Below are 17,695 nucleotides of genomic sequence, written 5' to 3'. Positions count from 1 at the left end.
TCGGCCCGGCCGGCCGATTGACCCTTGTCCTGTGGTTACCACCAATCAGTCTGCATGGGACAGCTACGGCGGCACCCAAAAACCATGCGTCCAGGGCAGTGGGCTACTTGCCCCCTTCGGTGAATCCGAACTGTTTGACTAACATCGCGGTAAGCAAGTCAGCTTGTTGAATGAGCTTCGCGCCGCTAGTTCCTGCATCCGTCGTGCGCTCAGCGAAGCTGGTGGTAAGTAGTACAACGAAATCAACGACAAACTCAAGGTCTTCAAGTGCTTCGCCTCTGACTGCCTCGGCAATGAAATTCTTCATAAGATTCGCACCTTCGGACAACAGCGATTTGAATTCGTCTGTTTCCCTGAGATCAATAGAAGCAGTGCGTAAGGCGCGGCGCAGCTCAACTTCTGCAGCTTCGGTGAGGAAAAATTCTCGCAGAAAGTCTCGTAATTTCTTCGCATGATCAGGACCTGGCCGAGCGAGGATTGGTGCGAGCCGGCCAAGCTGCCGCGCCCAGGTCTGCTGGACGATATGGAAAATTAATGCTTCTTTATTTGGAAAGTACTGGTAGAGCGACGCAATATTCACTCCCGCCTTTTCAGCAACCTTGTTCGCAGTAAATCCCCCCAACCCTTCGCGGGCCAAAATGTAAGTCGCTGCCTCTATCAACGCGTCTACTGTTGCGATGGCGCGTCGCTGTCGCGGCAACTTCTTAGGGCTAATGTTCGGTTTAGGGCGCATACGGTCCGTCGACAATGGGAATGTGATTAGAAAATGCAAGCTTTTACTTATATTCTAACTGCTTCTACAGTCACCCATTGAGGGGAAATAGCATGTGAAGCAAAGAACACACTCCTGTCGTGATTATTGGAGCTGGCGTGGCCGGTCTCACGTTAGCAACGTTTCTGCATAGGTCAGGCGTCGAGTGCGTCGTGCTTGAGCGACGTGATCGCGCTTACCTTCAGACAGTGCGGCAAAGGGCTGGCGTTGTCGATGCCCGTAACGTACAGATGTTTGAACGTGTGGGTCTTGCAGAAAAGCTGCTTGCGGGACCTGTCGCTCAGACGATCGACTATCGAACAGATGGGATCAGCCGCATCTTCAACATTATCGGCGACGATGCCAGCGAGGGTCGATTTTGTACTCAACAAATGCTGGTAAACAATCTGCTGCGCGTACTGATAGACGAGATGGGTGGCGAAGTGCGTTTCGAGGTGAGCGACGTGACAGTTCACAACGAGGAAGGTACTGAGCCGCAAGTGAGATACACGGATTCCAATGGCGCACATGAGATCACATGTGATTATATTGCCGGTTGCGATGCAGACCGCGGCGTCAGCCGCGCATCGATTCCGGATGGGGTACTCACGACCGTGACGCATGAATTCGGATACGCATGGCTTGCAGTATTGGTGGAGTCCCCGGTCAAGGGCCACCCGGTTATGGGTGTGAGTGAGCATGGCTTTGTAGCGCAGCTTCCCCGTGGGCCCCAACGCAGCCGCTATTATCTCCAGTGCTCACTGACAGACGGCGTAGCTGATTGGCCCGATCAGCGTATCTGGGACGAGGTCCGCCGACGGATGGGCGATGCTTCGATCGAAAATTCGATCGTCCACGAAAAGGTTTTTGTGCCTCTGCGCTCGGTTGTCCATTTCCCAATGCAACACCGCCGTTTATTCCTCGCCGGAGATGCGGCCCATCTCGTACCTCCAACCGGCGCCAAGGGAATGAACCTGGCTCTGTTCGACGTCGATACCTTGGCTCAAGCGCTGGTGAAGGCCTTGCGAGAGCACGATTGCTCTGCACTTGCCAGCTACTCGGACACGATATTGCCTCGCTTGTGGGGTTATCAGGCGTTCAGCGCATGGATGACCGATACGATGCATGACGCAGGCGATCCCAGCATCAACGGCAATTTCCGGCAGATGACAGCGCGTGCCCGGCTGGATGAACTGTTCAATTCGGAGACGGCTGCGCGCCTGCATAGCGAGTACCAGCGCGGGACGGCTTGATGAGATAAGCGCGAACTCTGACCGGGAGAGACGGATCATTTTCGTGTTCGACAGCATCGATTAACGTCGGCCCGCTGCTCAAAATTCTCAACAACTGACTGTCTGCTTTGGGTCAGCGGCATTACCATCCGGCCAGGGGAAGGGATGTATACGGCCACGGCGGCAGGACGTAAAAAAAGGCAGCCGAAGCTGCCTTTTTTCTGATGCATGGTCCGGCTTAACGCTTGCCGCGCAGCCTGGCAATTGCTGCCAGCTGGGCGATCGCCGCCGCCATTTCGGCTTGCGCCTTGGCGTAGTCGATCTTCGATTCTTGATTGACCATTGCTTCTTCGGCCGCTTTTTTGGCGGCCAGTGCTTTTGCTTCGTCCAGGTCGCTACCGCGGATAGCGGTGTCTGCCAGCACGGTCACGCCGTTCGGCTGCACTTCCAGGATGCCACCAGCGACGAAGACGAACTCTTCTTCCGCCTGGCCAGCCACCTTGATCCGTACCGCACCCGGCTTGATGCGCGTGATCAGCGGGGTATGCTTGGGATAAATCCCCAGCTCGCCTGCTTCACCCGGCAACGCGACGAACTCGGCTTCGCCCGAAAAAATGCTGGCTTCGGCCGATACCACGTCAACGTGAAATGTGTTTGCCATGTGTGTCCTATCGGGTTCCGGCGCCACGCTGGTTCAGCGCGGCGCCCTGGCCTGTCTTAGTTGAGCTTCTTGGCTTTTTCGATTGCTTCTTCGATCGTGCCAACCATGTAGAACGCTTGCTCAGGCAGGTGATCCAGTTCGCCCGATGCGATCATCTTGAAGCCTTTGATCGTGTCTTTCAGCGAAACGTATTTGCCTGGAGCACCGGTAAACACTTCAGCAACGTGGAATGGCTGCGACAGGAAACGCTGCATCTTACGTGCGCGCGCGACCAGCAGTTTGTCTTCCGGTGCCAGCTCGTCCATGCCCAGAATCGCGATAATGTCGCGCAATTCCTTGTAGCGCTGCAGGGTGCCCTGAACGGCGCGCGCGGTGTCGTAGTGTTCCTGGCCGACGACGAGCGGATCCAGCTGGCGCGAGGTCGAGTCGAGCGGATCGACCGCAGGGTAGATACCCAGCGAAGCGATGTCACGCGACAGGGCAACCGTCGAATCCAAGTGGGCAAAGGTGGTTGCCGGCGATGGATCGGTGTAATCATCCGCAGGGACGTACACGGCCTGGATCGAGGTGATCGAACCGGTCTTGGTCGAGGTGATGCGCTCTTGCAGACGGCCCATCTCTTCGGCCAGGGTCGGCTGGTAACCCACGGCCGATGGCATACGGCCCAGCAGTGCCGAGACTTCGGTACCGGCCAGGGTGAAGCGGTAGATGTTGTCCACGAAGAACAGAACGTCCTTGCCTTCGTCACGGAACGATTCAGCGATCGTCAGGCCGGTCAGCGCAACGCGCAGACGGTTACCCGGCGGTTCATTCATCTGACCGTAGACCATCGCCACTTTGGAGTTCTCTGGATTTTCCAGGTCGACCACTTTGGCATCGGCCATCTCGTGGTAGAAGTCGTTACCCTCGCGAGTACGCTCACCCACGCCGGCAAACACGGATACGCCCGAGTGTGCTTTTGCGATGTTGTTGATCAGTTCCATCATGTTCACGGTCTTGCCCACACCAGCACCGCCGAACAGACCGACTTTACCGCCTTTGGCGAACGGGCAGACAAGGTCGATCACCTTGATGCCGGTTTCCAGCAGGTCTTGCGATGGCGACAGTTCGTCGTACGCAGGCGCCACGCGGTGGATCGATGCGGTTTGTGCGTGCGAGACCGGACCGCACTCGTCGATCGGGTTGCCCAGCACGTCCATAATACGGCCCAGGGTCGCTTTACCGACCGGTACCATGATTGGCTTGCCGGTGTTCTGGATTACCATGCCGCGACGCAGACCGTCGGAGGTACCCAGTGCAATGGTACGGACAATGCCGTCGCCCAGCTGCTGTTGTACTTCCAGGGTCAGCTCGGAGCCTGCCATTTTCAGTGCGTCGAAAACCTTCGGCATTGCATTGCGTGGGAACTCAACGTCCACCACAGCGCCGATACACTGAACGATTTTGCCATCAGCCATGTTCGTTCCTTCAATAGTATTTAAATTCGGGTTTAGACCGCGGCCGCACCGGCGACGATCTCGGAGAGTTCTTTGGTAATCGCAGCCTGGCGGGTCTTGTTATAGATCAGCTTCAGATCGCCGATGACGCTGCCGGCGTTGTCGCTTGCCGCTTTCATCGCCACCATCCGCGCCGATTGCTCGGACGCGAGGTTTTCGGCCACTGACTGATAGACCAGCGCTTCCACATACCGCACCAGCAGTTCGTCGATCACGGTCTGCGCTTCCGGCTCGTAGATGTAGTCCCATGCGTGACTAGTCTTGTCGCCATCGAGCTTGTCGGCGGTCAGCGGCAGCAGCTGCTCGACCATCGGGATTTGCTTCATCGTGTTCACGAACTTGGTGTAGCAGATATAGACTGCGTCCAGCTCACCTTCCTCGTAGCGGTCGAGCATGACCTTGATCGGCCCGATCAGCTTGTCGAGATGGACCGTATCGCCGATCTGGATCGCATGCGACACGACCTTCACGCCAACGCGGTTCATAAAACCCAAACCCTTGTTGCCAATGGCAACCGCTTCAATCTTGTTGCCAGCCGTTTCCAGCTCGCGGGTCTTTTGCGTCAACAGACGCAGGATGTTGGTGTTCATGCCGCCGCACAGACCCTTGTCGGTCGTGATGACGATGAAACCAACCGCCTTCGCTTTCACGTTCTTGCCTTGCGCCATGAACGGATGCGTGTACTCCGGATTCGCCGTAGCCAGATGCGAGGTGATGTTACGAATCTTGTCACTGTAAGGGCGAGCGGCACGCATCCGGTCCTGCGCTTTGCGCATTTTGGACGCGGCGACCATTTCCATCGCCTTCGTGATCTTCTTCGTATTCTCTACGCTCTTGATCTTGTTACGTATCTCTTTGCCTACTGCCATGAGTCCTTACTCCTTTTGCGCTATCGGGGGCCGCCTACCGCCAGCCCCTCTAGACAATTAATATGCGCCGGATTTCTTGAAGTCAGCAATGGCTGCGGCCATGGCGGCTTCGCCATCCTTGTCCAGTTGCTTGGTTTCTTCGATCTTGGCCAGGAGAGCAGCTTGCTTGGTCTTCATGTAGCCGTGCAGACCGGATTCGAATGCCAGTACTTTTTTCACTTCCACGTCATCGAAGTAACCTTTGTTCACTGCGAACAGGGTCACTGCCATGATCGAGATCGACATTGGCGAATACTGGGCCTGCTTGAGCAGTTCAGTGACACGTGCGCCACGGTCGAGCTGCTTGCGGGTCGATTCGTCCAGGTCGGAAGCGAACTGCGCGAACGCAGCCAGTTCACGGTACTGGGCCAAGTCGGTACGGATACCGCCGGACAGGTTTTTGATGACCTTGGTCTGGGCGGCGCCACCGACGCGCGACACCGAAATACCGGCATTGATCGCAGGACGGATACCCGAGTTGAACAGCGAGGTGTCCAGGAAGATCTGGCCGTCGGTAATCGAAATCACGTTGGTTGGAACGAACGCGGAAACGTCGCCAGCCTGGGTTTCGATGATCGGCAGTGCCGTCAGCGAACCGGTCTTGCCTTTGACGGCGCCGTTGGTGAAGTCTTCGACGTATTTTGCGTTCACGCGGGCTGCGCGCTCGAGCAGGCGGCTGTGCAGGTAGAACACGTCGCCAGGGTAGGCTTCGCGGCCTGGTGGACGGCGCAGCAGCAGCGAAATTTGACGATAAGCGACGGCTTGCTTGGACAGATCATCGTAGACGATCAGTGCGTCTTCGCCGCGGTCACGGAAGTATTCGCCCATGGCGCAACCGGAGTACGCGGAAATGTATTGCATGGCGGCCGACTCGGAAGCCGATGCCGCGACGACGATGGTGTATTCCATCGCGCCGTGCGTCTCGAGCGAGCGCACGATGTTCTTGATGGTCGATGCCTTCTGGCCGATCGCGACGTAGATACACGTCATGTTCTGGCCCTTCTGGTTGATGATCGCATCGATCGCGACAGCCGATTTACCGGTCTGGCGGTCACCAATGATCAGCTCGCGCTGGCCACGGCCGATCGGTACCATCGAGTCGATCGACTTCAGGCCGGTCTGCATTGGCTGCGACACGGACTCACGGGCGATCACACCCGGTGCGATTTTTTCGATCGCGGCGGTCAGCTTGGCGTTGACAGGACCCTTGCCGTCGATCGGCTGGCCCAGGGCGTTGACAACACGGCCCTTGAGTTCAGGACCGATCGGCACTTCCAGGATGCGGCCGGTGGTCTTGACGGTGTCGCCTTCGGAGATGTGCTCGTAAGCACCCAGAATCACGGCGCCGACCGAGTCGCGCTCGAGGTTCATCGCCAGACCGAAGGTGTTGCCCGGGAATTCCAGCATCTCGCCCTGCATCACGTCCGACAGGCCATGGATACGGCAGATACCGTCGGCTACGGAGATTACCGTGCCCTGATTGCGAATATCAGCCGAACCTTCGAGGCCTTGGATCCGGCTTTTGATCAGTTCGCTGATTTCAGATGAATTAAGTTGCATGCTAACTCCTAATAGTTTCTTGATGCGTAAGGCAAGGGCGTCCGCGCCGGCGTGCTGTGCAGGTTTTACGAGGCCAGGGCAAGGTGCATCTGTTGCAGCTTGGCACGTACCGAGGTATCGAGCACTTCATCACCGACGACCACGCGCACACCACCGATCAGCGAGGAATCCACTGTCACCGTTGGGTTGAGCTTGCGGCCAAATTTCTTTTCCAGGGTCGCGACCAGTTGCGCAACCTGCGGCTGGGCAATCTCGAAGGCGCTGGTGATGTTGGCGTCCGCGGCACCGGCATTCGTGTTCTTGAGCACCTGGAACTGGGCGTAGATTTCCGGCAGCAGCGACACGCGGTGGTTTTCGACCAGCATGGCAACGAAGTTGTTCACTTCCGCGGTGGCCGGCGACTTGAGCAGCGACACCACGGTCGCGGCAACGTCGGCGGCAACCACGTTCGGGTTGGCCGCGAAGGCCAGCACATCGTGGTGGGCGCCGAGCTGGGCCAGCTCGGACAACACTTCGGACCAAGCCGCTACATCGCCTTGCTGGGCAACACGGTACAGGGCTTCGGCGTAAGGACGGGCGACGGTTGCGAGTTCGGCCATGATTACAGCTCGACCGACAACTGCGACAGCAGGTCGGCGTGGGCCGCTGCGTTCACTTCGCGCTTGAGGATCTGCTCGGCGCCTTTGACGGCAAGGGCAGCGACCTGGCCACGCAGTTCTTCGCGCGCGCGGTTAACCTGTTGCTCGGCATCTGCCTTGGCCGATGCGATGATGCGGGCCGCTTCTTCAGCAGCTGCTTTCTTGGCATCGTCCAGGATCATGGCGGCGCGCTTGTCGGCGTCCATGATGCGCTTTTGACCTTCGTCACGGGCAGCGGCCAGGTCTTTCTGGACTTGCTCGTGGGCTTTCTGCATTTCTTCCTTGCCGCGGTCAGCTGCGGCCAGGCCGTTCGAGATCCTCTGGATGCGCTCGTCGAGCGCTTTCATCAGTGGGGGCCACACGAATTTCATCGTGAAACCAGCCAGGATGAAGAAGACCACGAACTGGGCAAACAGGGTTGCGTTTAAGTTCACGGTGTTTTCCTTCTTACAAAAACGGATGCCGAACCCGGAAGGTTCGGCAATTCATAACCAGCGAAGTGCCGAACGAGACTTAGTGCGGAACGAATGGGTTGGCGAATGCGAACAGCATTGCGATACCAACACCGATCAGGAACGCCGCATCGATCAGACCAGCCAGCAGGAACATTTTGGTTTGCAGGGTGTTCATCAGTTCAGGCTGACGAGCCGAAGCTTCGAGGTATTTGCCGCCCATGATAGCGATACCGATACAAGCGCCGATAGCGCCCAGACCGATGATCAAACCGCAAGCCAGAGCAACAAAAGAAAGGTCAGTCATGAGAGTTCCTTCAAAAAGTAAATTAAAAACTAGATTAAAAATTACAAACTTTGCCAACTACTACTATGTTTCGATTCTGTTCGAGCTGTGCCGATCAGTGACCTTCATGCGCCTGGCCCAGGTATACCAGGGTCAGCATCATGAAAATGAACGCCTGCAGGAACACGATCAGGATGTGGAAAATAGCCCAGACCGAACCGGCGATGACGTGGCCGACAAAGCCAAACGTCGTAGCCATCGCACCCAACAAAGCGATCAACAGGAACAGCAGTTCGCCAGCAAACATGTTGCCGAACAGTCGCATGCCGAGCGACACGGTTTTTGCTGCGTACTCGATGATGTTCAACAGCAGGTTGAACGGCGCCATGGCAATGCCGAATGGCGCGGAAAACAGTTCGTGAATCCAGCCGCCGAAACCCTTGATCTTGATGCTGTAATAGATCATCAGTGCGAACACGCCCAGGGCGATGCCCAGCGAGCCGTTCAGGTCGGCGGTTGGCACCACGCGGTGGTGCGGGAAAATGTGTTCGATATTGAGCAGCTTGAACAGGCCGGAAAACATGTCAACCGGCAGGAAATCGAGCGAATTCATCAGTGCAACCCAGACGAACACCGTCAATGCCAGCGGCGCGATGAAGCTGCGGTCGCCGTGCACGATGCCCTTGGCCTGGTTGTCGACCATCTCGAAGACCATTTCGACGGCGGCCTGGAAGCGGGTCGGCACGCCGGAGGTGGCCTTGCGGGCCGCCATCCACATGATCAGGCAGCCGAGCACACCCATGGCGATCGACCAGAACATGGTATCCATGTTCAGAATGGAGAAATCGACCACTTTTTCCTGGTGATGGGTCGAAAAATGGCCCAGGTGGTGCTTGATGTATTCTGATGCGGTCGGCGCGTGTGCTGCGCCGGCTTCAAGTGTTGAGCTCGTCATGTCAGTGCCTAAATATTAAGAATATGTAACTTTTCAGCGCCACGATGAAGCCGCCAATCATGGCGAAGACATTCAAGTCGCGGTACAGCGAGAAGGTCGCGGCAATCAGCGCCACCGTCAAAGCAATCTTTATGAGTTCCCAGATAAAAAACGATATCGGGTCGGCCCCACCGGGTTTCTTCGTATTGGCGAACAGGCGCAACGCGAACACCGCATTGGGCAAGACACAACACAATCCGCCGAACACCGCCGACAGCATCGCAGCCCATCCCCCCAGAAGCGCGGCGACGAGGCCGGCGGCGACTGTGACCATCAATTGCAGGGAGACTAAGCGCAACATGTTGTATTCCTTGCGCCAGCCATATAAGTGCCGTGTTTCGGTGTCTGAATTATGTGAATCAGCGGGATTATAAGTGCTTATGCTTGCATGCGTCAAACGTTGCTGCACTGTGAATGAACGCGAATGTGTTCAAAAACCACGCATTTTGATGCAATTTGCACTAAACGAGGGCGAACTGGCCCTCCCCGCTAAAAGTTAACTAGAAGAAACGTCTTGCGTGATAATGGTCGCGCGGGCGGATGGTGGGACGGCTTGCTGGGTGCTGGCGCGGGGTACAGTTATATCCTAGGCGCGTGCTGGAGAGGGGGCAATTACCTGGGAGGTTATAAGCACGTCGTTCCCGCGAAGGCGCACTGCTGTCCGGAATAAAGTGGGTTGACAACGTTAAAAGGGTTGCAGGTATTGGTTTACGAGGGTTAACCTCTGTTTGCCAACTTAAAAACCAAACCTGCAACATGTTCAGCATAACTACTTTTCAGCGTTTAATGAAGGGGCTCCCGCGAGGAACCTTCGCTCAACTAGTCGAACGGCACAATGCCGACAAATATTGCAAGAAGTTCGGGCATTGGGATCATCTCATTGCCATGCTCTACGCGCAGATCAGTGAGGCGAAGGGGTTGCGACCACTGGAGACTGGCTTCAACAGTCATGTCGCGCATCACTACCATCTTGGTACGTCAGCGATCAAGCGCTCCACCTTGGCTGACGCCAATGAGAATCGATCTGACACGGTGTTTAGTGATACCGCTGCCTGGTTGATGGGGAAGGTGTCGCGTAAGCTGCGCCAGCAAAGCAATGATCTGATGTATTTGCTTGACTCCACCTCGTTGACGTTGAAGGGACGGGAGTTTGAGAGGTGGACGCCCGAGAATAGCACTCGCAATACGCAAGGCTTGAAGCTGCACGTTTTGTATGATGCCCATGATGCAATCCCTGTCTGGCACGACATTAGCCACCCCAACGTCAATGACGTTGAACGGGCAGTTGACGTACCGCTCGAAGCGAACGCGCTCTATGTATTTGACAAGGGCTATTGCGATTTCAATTGGTGGAAATCCATTGACGAGGCCAACGCGCGCTTTGTTACTCGTTTCAAGAACAACGCCGCTGTCAACGTCCTGCAGAAATCGGACATCCCTGCTGATGATGCGCACATCGTGCTCAGCGACGAAATCGTTACTTTCAAGCACAAACGGCTCGGCGGAAAACGGATCAATCTCTACTTTGGGAAGCCTTTGCGCCGTGTCATCGTGGCGCGGCCGAACAAAGATACGCCCATCGTTCTGGCTACTAACGACTTCGACAGTAGTGCCATGGAAATTGCCCAGCACTACAAAAAGCGCTGGGCAATCGAGCTGTTCTTCAAATGGATCAAGCAGCACCTCAAGATCAAGCAGTTCCTCGGACGATCTGAAAACGCGGTCCGGATTCAGATACTTACCGCTCTCATCAGTTATTTGTTGGTTGCACTGTTCAACGAGTCCAACCGTGTGAAACGGACCCTGTGGGATTGCCTTTGCTTCGTCCGCGCAACCCTATTTCAACGTACGGACACCGAAGATTTACATGATCGCCGACGACGACAAGCGGCGCACGAATTCGCAGAAATTCAAGGATGCCTCTTCTCGTGAGCGCGTCAAGAAAATTATTCCGGACGACAGTGCGCGAAGGCGGGAACCCAAGTCCGTTGCTCAGTTTTCGATTGCGCTGATAACTTGGGTTGCCGTGGGGGCGCCTAGCCCTGCGCGGGAACGACGGGGCGAGGTGAAAACGACGCTATTCGCTCGATTCAGGCGCGCAATCGCGCCAGTACGCCGTCCAGAATATCGAGATCGGCAAAATCGATGATCATCTGTCCCCTGCCCTTCGCCCCCATCTTGAACAAGACCGGCGTGGCCAGCTTGTCGGACAGCTCTTCTTCCAGCCGGGCGATATCCCCGGATTTTTCCTTCAAGCGCACGGTGGCCGGATTGTTCTGCTCTTCCAGCTCCCTGGCCACCAGCTTTTCAGTCTCGCGTACCGACAGGCGTTTCGCCACCACCAGGTTCGCCAGGCTGATCTGGCTGGCCGGGTCGACCGCCAGCAGCGCGCGCGCGTGGCCCATGTCGACATCACCCGCCATCAGCAGGGTTTGCACGGGTGCCGCCAGATTCATCAGGCGCAACAGGTTCGATACGGCGCTGCGCGAACGACCCACGGCCGTGGCCGCCTGCTCGTGCGTGAAATTGAAATCCGAGATCAGGCGGTGAATGCCCTGCGCCTCTTCCAGGGGATTGAGATCCTCGCGCTGGATGTTCTCGATCAGCGCCATCGCCGCAGCGGACTGGTCGTCCACATCGCGCACCAGCACCGGGATCTCGTTCAGTCCCGCCAGCTGGGCCGCGCGGAAGCGCCGCTCGCCGGCGATGATTTCGTAGCGCAGCGCGCCGGTCAGGGTGTCCTGCCCGATCGGGCGCACCAGCACCGGCTGCATGATGCCCTGGGTTTTGATCGATGCTGCCAGTTCGTTGAGCGCACCTTCATCCATGCGCGTGCGCGGCTGGTATTTACCGGCCTGCATCTGGTGCACCGCCAAGGTGGACGGCGTGTCGGGCTTGGCGAGCTCGCCATCGCCGCCCAGCAGCGCGTCGAGCCCGCGACCGAGCCCTTTGAGTTTTTTGGTTGCCATAATTCGTGAATGCCTTCGTTTACATTGTTTTGATGCGTTCGACCATCTCGGCGCCAAAGGCGATGTAGGCCTGCGCCCCTTTCGAGGACGGATCGAACACCACGCCAGGCACGCCGTACGACGGCGCTTCGGCCAGGCGCACGTTGCGCGGGATGATGGTGTTGAAGACCTTGTCGCCGAAGTGCTGCTCCAGCTGGGCCGACACCTGCTGCGACAAGGTCATGCGCGGATCGAACATGACGCGTAACAGACCGATGATCTTCAGATCGGTGTTCAGGTTGGCGTGCACCTTCTTGATGGTGTTGACCAGATCCGACAAGCCTTCCAGCGCGTAGTACTCGCACTGCATCGGGATGATGACGCCGTGCGCGGCGCACAAGCCGTTCAGGGTCAGCATCGACAAGGCCGGCGGGCAATCGATCAGGATGAAGTCGTATTCCTTGTCGACCGCCGCCAGCGCATCCTTGAGGCGGCGCTCGCGGTGTTCCAGTTCGACCATTTCGACTTCGGCGCCGGCCAGTTCGCGGTTCGACGGCAGCACGTCGAAGCGCCCCGCTTCCGAGCGCGTGCGCGCCGTGCTCACATCGGCCTCGCCCAGCAGCACTTCATAGGTCGATGCCTTCAGGCCCGCCTTGTTGATGCCGGCGCCCATGGTCGCGTTGCCCTGCGGGTCCAGGTCGACGAGCAGCACGCGCTGGTCCAGTTTGGCCAGGCCCGCTGACAGGTTAACGCTGGTGGTGGTCTTGCCTACGCCGCCCTTTTGATTTGCAACGCAAAATATTTTCGCCATGTACGCTCTTATGATAGTTTTTGTGCAAACGATTTATACTGTTTTAATCATATAAATTGTTTATACGATTTATACGATTTATTTGATATAAATCGTTTATTTGATTTATTCTGTTTGCTCAGTTTTTCTCGATGAAGACGAGGTGCCGCTCCGCCTGCAGCCCCGGAACCTGGATAGGCCGCAATTCGCTCACTTTCCAGTCGCTCGGCAGCCGCTGTTGTTCGTCCGCCGGCGCCATGCCTTTCAAGGCAATGAATTTGCCGCCCTCGGCCAGCAGGTGGCCCGACCAGTTGACGAAGTCGGACAGGTCGGCGAAAGCGCGCGAGGTGATGACGTCGAATTTGTGCGGCACCTGCAACTGCTCCACCCGCGCCGTGTGCACGGTCACGTTGGCCAGCCCCAGTTCAGCCTTCACTTGCGTGAGGAACGCAGTTTTCTTGTGCACGGTGTCGATCAGCGCCACTTTCATGTCGGGCCGCGCGATGGCGAGCACGATGCCGGGCAAGCCGCCCCCTGCTCCCACGTCGAGTACGCTGACGGCGCCCTCGAAGGCCGACACGGCGGCCAGCGAATCGAGCGCATGGTGCGTCACCATTTGCATCGGATCGCGCACCGAGGTCAGGTTGTACACCGAGTTCCACTTGGCCAGCAGCGCGAGGTAGTCGAGCAGTTGCCCATGCTGCTGTTCGTTCAAGTCCAGCTTGAGTTCCTTGATGCCATTGGCCAGCACTGGCGCAATGGCGTTACGGTCGAAAAACTTCATCCTGCGAGCTCCTCGTTGAGGGTGGCAAAGCCCTTGGCGCCACGTTTTTTCAAGTGAACCAGCAGCAGCGAGATCGCCGCGGGAGTCACACCAGAGATGCGCGATGCCTGCCCCAGGGTTTCAGGACGCTGCTTGTCGAGCTTCTGGCGCACTTCGATCGACAGCGCGCTGATGTCGAGATAGTCGAATCCGGCCGGCAGCTTGAGGTTTTCGTAGTGGTCGTGACGCTCCACTTCCTTAGCCTGGCGGTCGATATAGCCGGCGTATTTGAGCTGGATTTCGACCTGTTCCTTGACCGCCGGATCTGCCACGCCAGGACCGGCCAGCACCTGGCCATCCACACCGGACAGGCCCATCAGCTTCTCATAGTCCACTCCCGGACGGCGCAGCAGGTCGGCCAGCGAGTATTCGCGCTCGATGGCCTGGCCGATCACGCGCTCCGATTCGGCGCTGGCGAGGATGCGCGGATTCACCCAGGTGGTGCGCAGGCGTTCCAGTTCCACGGCAACGGCTTCACGCTTGCGCTCGAAAGCCGCCCACTGGGCGTCACCCACGCAGCCGAGTTTGCGGCCGATCTCGGTCAGGCGCATGTCGGCATTGTCTTCACGCAGGCTCAGGCGAAACTCGGCGCGGCTGGTGAACATGCGGTACGGCTCGGCCACGCCCTGGGTGGTGAGGTCGTCGACCAGCACGCCGAGGTAGGCTTCGGAACGGCCTGGTACCCAGGCATCGGCGCCCTTGGTCAGCAGCGCCGCGTTGATTCCGGCCAGCATGCCCTGCGCCGCCGCTTCTTCGTAGCCGGTGGTGCCGTTGATCTGGCCGGCGAAGAACAAGCCCTGTACGGCCTTGGTTTCGAGCGAGGTTTTCAGGCCGCGCGGGTCGAAATAATCGTATTCGATGGCATAGCCCGGACGCAGGATGAAGGCGTTTTCCATGCCCTTCATCGAGCGCACCAGGGCGATTTGCACGTCGAACGGCAGGCTGGTCGAAATACCGTTTGGATAGAATTCGTTGGTCGTCAAGCCTTCCGGCTCCAGGAAAATCTGGTGCGATTCCTTGCCGGAGAAGCGGTGAATCTTGTCTTCGATCGACGGGCAGTAGCGCGGGCCGACACCTTCGATCACCCCTGTGTACATCGGACTGCGATCCAGGCCGGCGCGGATGATGTCGTGCGTCTGCGCGTTGGTGTGGGTAACCCAGCACGGCACCTGGCGCGGGTGCATGGCGGTGTTGCCCATGACCGAGAACACGGGCACCGGATCGAGGTCGCCCGGCTGCTCGGTCATTTGCGAAAAATCGATGCTGCGGCCATCGATGCGCGGCGGCGTGCCGGTTTTCAGGCGGCCCTGCGGCAGCTTCATTTCCTTCAGGCGCGCCGACAACGAGATCGCCGGCGGATCGCCAGCGCGCCCTGCCGAGTAGTTTTGCAGGCCGACGTGGATCTTCCCATCGAGGAAAGTACCTGCCGTCAGCACCACGGCACGGGCGCGGAACTTGATGCCGATCTGGGTGACGGCGCCGACCACGCGGTCGCCTTCGAGCATCAGGTCGTCGACCGCCTGCTGGAACAGCCACAGGTTCGGCTGGTTTTCCAGGCGCGAGCGGATCGCCTGCTTGTACAGGATGCGGTCCGCTTGCGCGCGGGTGGCGCGTACAGCCGGGCCCTTGGACGAGTTAAGGATACGAAACTGAATACCGGATTCGTCCGTGGCGATCGCCATCGCGCCACCCATGGCGTCGACTTCCTTGACCAAGTGGCCCTTGCCGATCCCGCCGATGGATGGATTGCAAGACATCTGGCCGAGGGTCTCGATGTTATGGGTAAGCAGCAAAGTCTTCTGGCCCATGCGGGCCGAAGCGAGCGCAGCCTCGGTGCCGGCATGGCCGCCGCCGACGACGATGACGTCGAATTCAGTTGGAAATAGCATGATGGAGTGTAGAGCGAGGGATATGAGGCCCGATTATAGAGTCTTTTCAGACCCCCGACTCTTTTGCACCCAGAATCACCGTTTTTTACACAACGGAGTGTTTCACGTGGAACGTCGAATTTGACGAACGCGTTTTGTTTCACGTGGAACGTCGGTCAGCCCATCGCGGCTGTTCCACGTGGAACATCTACCACTTCACGATGGCGTCGACACTCGTCTTCACAATCAGCAAGCTCACCACGACCAGGAAAAGTTTGCGCACAAACGCACTGCCGTGTTTGATCGCCAACTTGGTGCCGACCAGGGAACCTGCAACTTGACACACCGCCATCAGCAAGCCCAGCTGCCACAAGATGTGACCGCTGTAGCCGAACCACATCAGCGCGGACAAGTTGCACGCCACGTTGACCACCTTGGCTGCGGCCGAGGCGCTGAGGAAATCGAATCCGAAAAAGCGCACATACAGAAACAGCAGGAAGCTGCCGGTACCGGGACCGAAGAAGCCGTCGTAGAAACCGATCGCGGCGCCGATGCCGACCGCGACCAGGCGCTCCGTCATGCCGCTGTGCAGCGGCGCATGGACACTGCCGAAATCCTTCTTGCGGAAGGTGTACACCGCCACCGCGACCAACACGAACGGCAGCAAGGTGCGCACGAAATCGGCCGGCACCTTGGTCACCGTGTACGCGCCGGCGAATGACAGCAGCAAGGCTGACACCGCCGCCGGCGCCGCAGCGCTCCATGCCACCCGCACCTTGCGCGCGTAATTGACGGCCGCCGCGCCGGTGCCGAAGATGCCCGCGAACTTACTCGTTCCCAGCAGGGTCGCTGGTACTTCACGTGGAAAGACCGAGAACAGCACTGGCACCTGGATCAATCCGCCCCCGCCGACAACAGCATCTACCAAGCCGGCGAGGAACGCCGCGCATCCGAGTAAGGCGAAATCGATCATGAATTTTCCGTGGAATGTGGACTGAACAGCACAGCCAGATATTGTACGGAAGAAATCCGATCGCTGTTTCCCGCCGCCCTTTTTCCTGCCGGTGCCGACGATGGTGTAAGCTTTTGACATCTCCACCGACCTGCAGGTACACAATGACCCAGTCCGCCGAGTTCAGTTTCAGCACCGTCCCCCATCTTGTTTCCGCCCCCGGTGCCAGCAGCCGGCTGGGCACGCAGGTCGCCAATCACTTCCCTGCCGCCCGCCGCGCCCTGATCGTCACCGACCCCGGATTTCTTGCGACAGGCCTGGTGGACACCCCGCGCCGCTCGCTTGAAGAGGCCGGCCTTGCCGTTCACGTCTGGTCCGATGTGGTGGCCGATCCGCCGGAGTCGGTGGTTCTGCAAGCGGTGGATGTGGCGCGCAGCCGCGGCGCCGACATCATCATCGGCCTCGGTGGCGGCAGTTCGATGGATGTGGCGAAGCTGATCGCGGTGCTGGCCGGCAGCGACCAGCCGCTCAGCCAGATCTACGGCATCGGCAATGTGCGCGGCACGCGCCTGCCGCTGGTGCAGATACCGACCACGGCCGGCACCGGATCTGAAGTGACCAACATCGCCATCGTCACCACCGGCGCGACCACCAAGATGGGCGTGGTCGCGCCCCAGCTGTATGCGGATCTGGCGATCCTGGACGCGCAACTCACCCTCGGCCTGCCGCCCATGGTGACGGCCGCGACCGGCATCGATGCGATGGTGCATGCCATCGAAGCCTTCACCAGCAAGCACAAAAAAAATCCGCTGTCCGATAACCTGGCGCGGCAGGCGCTGTCGCTACTGTCGCGCAACCTGCTGCGTGCGTGCGAACACGGCGGCGACCTGGAGGCGCGCCAGGCCATGCTGCTCGGCGCCTGCTTCGCCGGCCAGGCGTTTTCCAACGCGCCGGTGGCGGCGGTGCACGCCCTCGCCTATCCGATCGGCGGCATATTTCACGTGCCACATGGCTTGTCGAACTCGCTGGTGCTGCCGCATGTGCTGCGCTTTAACCTGTCGCACGCGGGCGCCGAGTACGCCGAACTGGCCGGCATCATCGATCCGGGGGTGAGCGGCAGCGAGGAAGCACGCGCCCATGCGCTGATCGTGGCGATGGAAACAATTGCTGCGAAGACGGGCATCCAGACCACTCTGCGCCAGGTCGGCGTGGGCACAGCCGATATCGACCGCCTTGCCGACGATGCGATGCTGCAGACCCGCCTGCTCGGCAATAACCCGCGCGAACTGACGCGGGAAGATATCCACAGCATCTACAGCGCCGCCTACTGAGCGGC

18 protein-coding genes are annotated in these 17,695 nt (G+C 58.6%); 3 read left to right on the top strand and 15 right to left on the bottom strand.

From position 1 onward, the window contains the following. Positions 1–103: 103 nt before the first annotated feature. Positions 104–733: a TetR/AcrR family transcriptional regulator gene (locus tag IV454_RS08230; RefSeq protein ID WP_206091073.1), complete on the bottom strand. Its 630-nt coding sequence runs from the start codon at positions 731–733 to the stop codon at positions 104–106. Positions 734–852: 119 nt separating this feature from the next. Here IV454_RS08230 and IV454_RS08225 point away from each other — a divergent pair, with 119 nt between their 5' ends. Next, positions 853–2,004 (top strand): 4-hydroxybenzoate 3-monooxygenase, encoded by a 1,152-nt coding sequence (locus tag IV454_RS08225; protein ID WP_282961412.1) that lies wholly within the window; start codon positions 853–855, stop codon positions 2,002–2,004. Between the two features lie 217 nt (positions 2,005–2,221). On the opposite strand, the gene IV454_RS08220 is transcribed toward IV454_RS08225, so the two are convergent. The 9 genes from IV454_RS08220 to IV454_RS08180 form a co-directional block, all read right to left on the bottom strand. Continuing rightward, positions 2,222–2,644 (bottom strand): F0F1 ATP synthase subunit epsilon, encoded by a 423-nt coding sequence (locus tag IV454_RS08220; RefSeq protein WP_054265483.1) that lies wholly within the window; start codon positions 2,642–2,644, stop codon positions 2,222–2,224. Positions 2,645–2,700: 56 nt separating this feature from the next. Beyond that, on the bottom strand, positions 2,701–4,101 hold the full coding sequence (atpD, locus tag IV454_RS08215; protein WP_054265482.1) for a F0F1 ATP synthase subunit beta: 1,401 nt from the start codon (positions 4,099–4,101) through the stop codon (positions 2,701–2,703). A gap of 32 nt (positions 4,102–4,133) precedes the next feature. Then, a complete protein-coding gene (gene atpG, locus IV454_RS08210; protein ID WP_206091071.1) occupies positions 4,134–5,009 on the bottom strand; it encodes a F0F1 ATP synthase subunit gamma in 876 nt (291 codons plus the stop codon). 57 nt (positions 5,010–5,066) lie between these two features. After that, positions 5,067–6,608 carry a F0F1 ATP synthase subunit alpha gene (gene atpA, locus IV454_RS08205; RefSeq protein WP_054265480.1) on the bottom strand — a complete coding sequence of 514 codons (1,542 nt, stop codon included), beginning with the start codon at positions 6,606–6,608 and terminating at the stop codon, positions 5,067–5,069. Positions 6,609–6,673: 65 nt separating this feature from the next. Then, complete coding sequence (locus IV454_RS08200; RefSeq protein ID WP_206091070.1) at positions 6,674–7,207, bottom strand: F0F1 ATP synthase subunit delta; 534 nt, start codon at positions 7,205–7,207, stop codon at positions 6,674–6,676. A 2-nt stretch (positions 7,208–7,209) separates the two neighbouring features. Further along, positions 7,210–7,680, bottom strand: a complete 471-nt coding sequence (locus IV454_RS08195) for a F0F1 ATP synthase subunit B (RefSeq protein WP_206091069.1) — start codon at positions 7,678–7,680, stop codon at positions 7,210–7,212. Positions 7,681–7,759: 79 nt separating this feature from the next. Beyond that, positions 7,760–8,005 carry a F0F1 ATP synthase subunit C gene (atpE, locus tag IV454_RS08190; protein WP_054265477.1) on the bottom strand — a complete coding sequence of 82 codons (246 nt, stop codon included), beginning with the start codon at positions 8,003–8,005 and terminating at the stop codon, positions 7,760–7,762. 94 nt (positions 8,006–8,099) lie between these two features. Further along, positions 8,100–8,939 carry a F0F1 ATP synthase subunit A gene (gene atpB, locus IV454_RS08185; RefSeq protein WP_054265476.1) on the bottom strand — a complete coding sequence of 280 codons (840 nt, stop codon included), beginning with the start codon at positions 8,937–8,939 and terminating at the stop codon, positions 8,100–8,102. 1 nt (position 8,940) lies between these two features. After that, positions 8,941–9,279: an ATP synthase subunit I gene (locus IV454_RS08180; RefSeq protein ID WP_206091068.1), complete on the bottom strand. Its 339-nt coding sequence runs from the start codon at positions 9,277–9,279 to the stop codon at positions 8,941–8,943. Positions 9,280–9,734: 455 nt separating this feature from the next. Here IV454_RS08180 and IV454_RS08175 point away from each other — a divergent pair, with 455 nt between their 5' ends. After that, the gene (locus IV454_RS08175) at positions 9,735–10,910 is read left to right on the top strand and encodes an IS4 family transposase (RefSeq protein ID WP_206087730.1); all 1,176 of its coding nucleotides are present in this window, start codon (positions 9,735–9,737) and stop codon (positions 10,908–10,910) included. A gap of 158 nt (positions 10,911–11,068) precedes the next feature. Here IV454_RS08175 and IV454_RS08170 read toward each other — a convergent pair whose 3' ends face one another. From IV454_RS08170 to IV454_RS08150, 5 genes are all read right to left on the bottom strand, one after another. Then, entirely contained in the window at positions 11,069–11,947 is an 879-nt protein-coding gene (locus IV454_RS08170; RefSeq protein WP_206091067.1) for a ParB/RepB/Spo0J family partition protein, read from the bottom strand. Positions 11,948–11,966: 19 nt separating this feature from the next. Then, positions 11,967–12,737, bottom strand: a complete 771-nt coding sequence (locus IV454_RS08165) for a ParA family protein (RefSeq protein ID WP_206091066.1) — start codon at positions 12,735–12,737, stop codon at positions 11,967–11,969. Between the two features lie 118 nt (positions 12,738–12,855). Further along, positions 12,856–13,500 carry a 16S rRNA (guanine(527)-N(7))-methyltransferase RsmG gene (gene rsmG, locus IV454_RS08160; RefSeq protein ID WP_206091065.1) on the bottom strand — a complete coding sequence of 215 codons (645 nt, stop codon included), beginning with the start codon at positions 13,498–13,500 and terminating at the stop codon, positions 12,856–12,858. Further along, on the bottom strand, positions 13,497–15,428 hold the full coding sequence (mnmG, locus tag IV454_RS08155; RefSeq protein ID WP_206091064.1) for a tRNA uridine-5-carboxymethylaminomethyl(34) synthesis enzyme MnmG: 1,932 nt from the start codon (positions 15,426–15,428) through the stop codon (positions 13,497–13,499). The genes rsmG and mnmG overlap by 4 nt, the downstream gene beginning before the upstream one ends. A gap of 187 nt (positions 15,429–15,615) precedes the next feature. After that, positions 15,616–16,380 carry a sulfite exporter TauE/SafE family protein gene (locus IV454_RS08150; RefSeq protein ID WP_206091063.1) on the bottom strand — a complete coding sequence of 255 codons (765 nt, stop codon included), beginning with the start codon at positions 16,378–16,380 and terminating at the stop codon, positions 15,616–15,618. Between the two features lie 143 nt (positions 16,381–16,523). On the opposite strand from IV454_RS08150, the gene IV454_RS08145 reads away from it, so the two are divergent. Continuing rightward, a complete protein-coding gene (locus IV454_RS08145) occupies positions 16,524–17,690 on the top strand; it encodes an iron-containing alcohol dehydrogenase (protein ID WP_206091062.1) in 1,167 nt (388 codons plus the stop codon). Positions 17,691–17,695: the final 5 nt, after the last annotated feature.

The sequence above is a fragment of the Massilia antarctica genome, from assembly GCF_015689335.1.
Taxonomy (GTDB): Bacteria; Pseudomonadota; Gammaproteobacteria; order Burkholderiales; family Burkholderiaceae_D; genus Telluria_A; species Telluria_A antarctica.
This window is presented reverse-complemented; position numbering and strand designations above follow the sequence as displayed.